The organism is Blastomonas sp. UPD001, assembly GCF_003426715.1.
GTDB lineage: Bacteria > Pseudomonadota > Alphaproteobacteria > Sphingomonadales > Sphingomonadaceae > Blastomonas.
In genome coordinates, this window is sequence record NZ_QKVT01000001.1 from 1,699,736 (window position 1) to 1,701,736 (window position 2,001).

General features: G+C 67.5%; 3 protein-coding genes and 1 pseudogene. 1 reads left to right on the forward strand and 3 read right to left on the reverse strand.

Annotated elements, in window-relative coordinates; translation table 11 throughout:
* From DM995_RS21795 to DM995_RS08660, 3 genes and pseudogenes are all read right to left on the reverse strand, one after another.
* Positions 1–590 (reverse strand): annotated as a pseudogene (locus DM995_RS21795) (HprK-related kinase A); the annotation flags it as partial.
* 92 nt (positions 591–682) lie between these two features.
* Positions 683–994 carry an HPr-rel-A system PqqD family peptide chaperone gene (locus tag DM995_RS08655; RefSeq protein ID WP_034516552.1) on the reverse strand — a complete coding sequence of 104 codons (312 nt, stop codon included), beginning with the start codon at positions 992–994 and terminating at the stop codon, positions 683–685.
* 15 nt (positions 995–1,009) lie between these two features.
* Entirely contained in the window at positions 1,010–1,432 is a 423-nt protein-coding gene (locus DM995_RS08660) for a hypothetical protein (RefSeq protein ID WP_031318322.1), read from the reverse strand.
* Between the two features lie 214 nt (positions 1,433–1,646).
* Here DM995_RS08660 and DM995_RS22240 point away from each other — a divergent pair.
* The coding region (locus DM995_RS22240) for a PAS domain-containing protein (protein WP_502696585.1) at positions 1,647–2,001 on the forward strand (355 nt) is incomplete at its 3' end.

Below are 2,001 nucleotides of genomic sequence, written 5' to 3' on the forward strand. Positions count from 1 at the left end.
TCCCCCGTCGCATAATCAATCGCGCAGGCGGGCACCGAGCGCACGAAATGGGTCAGCGCGTCGAACCCGCGTTCGCCCAGCGCGACATAATTGGTCGAGGCCTGGGTGAGCCGCACGAAGCTCTCCGCCTCGTCCATCCGTCGCACGGCGCGCGGAAAGCCGAAGCGCGGGAAGAGCAGCAGCCCGGGCCGCGTTTCGCGCGCCATCTGCTCGATCCATTCGGTGCGCGGGCGGAGGTGGCGGATCGTGCCCTTGGGCGTATCGCGCAGCACGGGGCCAAAGCGGGTCTCGTCGTCGACCTCGTGCTCCATCGCGGCGATCGCCTGGTTCTTCAGGCTGACCGGGCGCGGGAACGGGGCAATATTGCCGCTATCGGGATCGAGCAGCACGAACTCGTCGCCCAGGAAGCGCCAGCCGCGCTCTGCCAGCAGCGCCGACAAGGTCGACTTGCCCGCGCCCGACAGGCCGGTCATCACCACCGCCCGGCCCTGGCGCGACACCGCGCTGGCATGCAGCAGCAGATGCCGCCGCCAGCCCAGCGCCATTTGCAGGTTCATCGCCATTTCCGCCGCGAGCAGCCCTTGCTCCAGCGGCCATATCGTTTGCCGCCCCGCCGACAAAACGGAAACAGGGGCTTACCGGCGTCAGCGATGCAGATTTGCATCGCGCTGATGCAAGCGTGTCACGCCTGGGCGCGTACCCGCACGAGTCCGAGCGCCGCCAGCTCCGCCAGGCGCTCGGCCAGCACCTGTTCGGGAGCCTCTTGCGGGTCATCGCCGACCAGATCGAATCGCTCGGCGATACGGACGGCCAGCTCCGCGCTTGTGACAAATCGGCCATCCCCCGCCTCATCCAGCGCGTCGAGCAGTTCGGGCACCGGCTGGGCCAGCAAATGCGTGATGCCCGAGGGCGCGTGATAGATCGCCTCCAGCCCGCCCAGCCGAACGCGCTTGATCGCATGGCCGGGCAAGGCAGCGAAGGCACGTACGGTCAACGCCCGAACCTCGCGTTAGCGGCGCGGCATCTGCAGCGAAGCGTAACAGGTAAAGCCGCTCTGGCCGTTCTGCAGCTTGCGGATATAGTTGAGATAGGCCTGCGACTGTTCGCGCGTGGTCCCCGGCAGGTTGCTGCCCTGCAGCGCCTTGCGCACCTCCTCGCCGGTAAAGTCGCGCGGCGAAGGCGGAAAGGCGCCGGGCGTGTCGGGCGCGACCAGCTTGCCGGTGGGGTCGATATACATCCCCTTACCGCGCTCGGGCACCGGGATCTGGCAGTTGAGCACCGAGCCTGCGGTCTGCGCGAGCGCCGGGCGGATGCTCACCACGGCCGAGGTGGCGACGGCACCGATCAGCAGCGTGCGGCGCGCAGCACTGGCCGGCGCGGCGTCGCCCGTCGATTCGCCGCCAACCGATCCGCTCTGGCGGCTGCCATCCATCTTGCCGTTATCAGCGTCCATCATCATCGTCCCAGGCGCGCGCCGTCATCGCGCGAATATGCGTCGAAAAGACTAAAGAACCTTAGAACCGCCAAAGGCAAGGCCTTTGATCGCCTGTCCATTCGCGGGACAAGGCCGGGCGCGGGTGTGAAAATGCGTGCCGCCCCGATCATCGATGGCATGCCCCGGCCAAGGCTGGTATAGCGCGCCCGACATGGGACAGGCCAGCGGATCGGGACTGAATGGCGGCCGCTTCCTCCTCGCGACGGCAGTGCTGGGCGCAGGGGTGGCGATCAGCCAGTTCGGCACAAACGGCATGGAGCAGGCGATGATCTGCTTTGCCGCCGGCATCGTTGCGATCGTCATCATGGCCGACCTTTCGAGCCCGGCCAAGCACAACCCCCAGGCGGCCGCCCCCATTCGCGAGCCCGAGGTCAAGCCGATCAGCCAGCATCGCGACTTTACCAGCTTCATCGATGGCCTCGCCGATCCGGTGCTGGTGCTCACCGGCACCAATGTCCGCCGCGCCAACAGCGCCGCGCGCAAGCTTCTCGGCGAATATTGCGTCG

Coding starts and splice junctions, on each gene's coding strand:
- DM995_RS08660 (WP_031318322.1), bottom strand. CDS start 1,432: ATGGATGGCAGCCGCCAGAGCGGATCGGTTGGCGGCGAATCGACGGGC.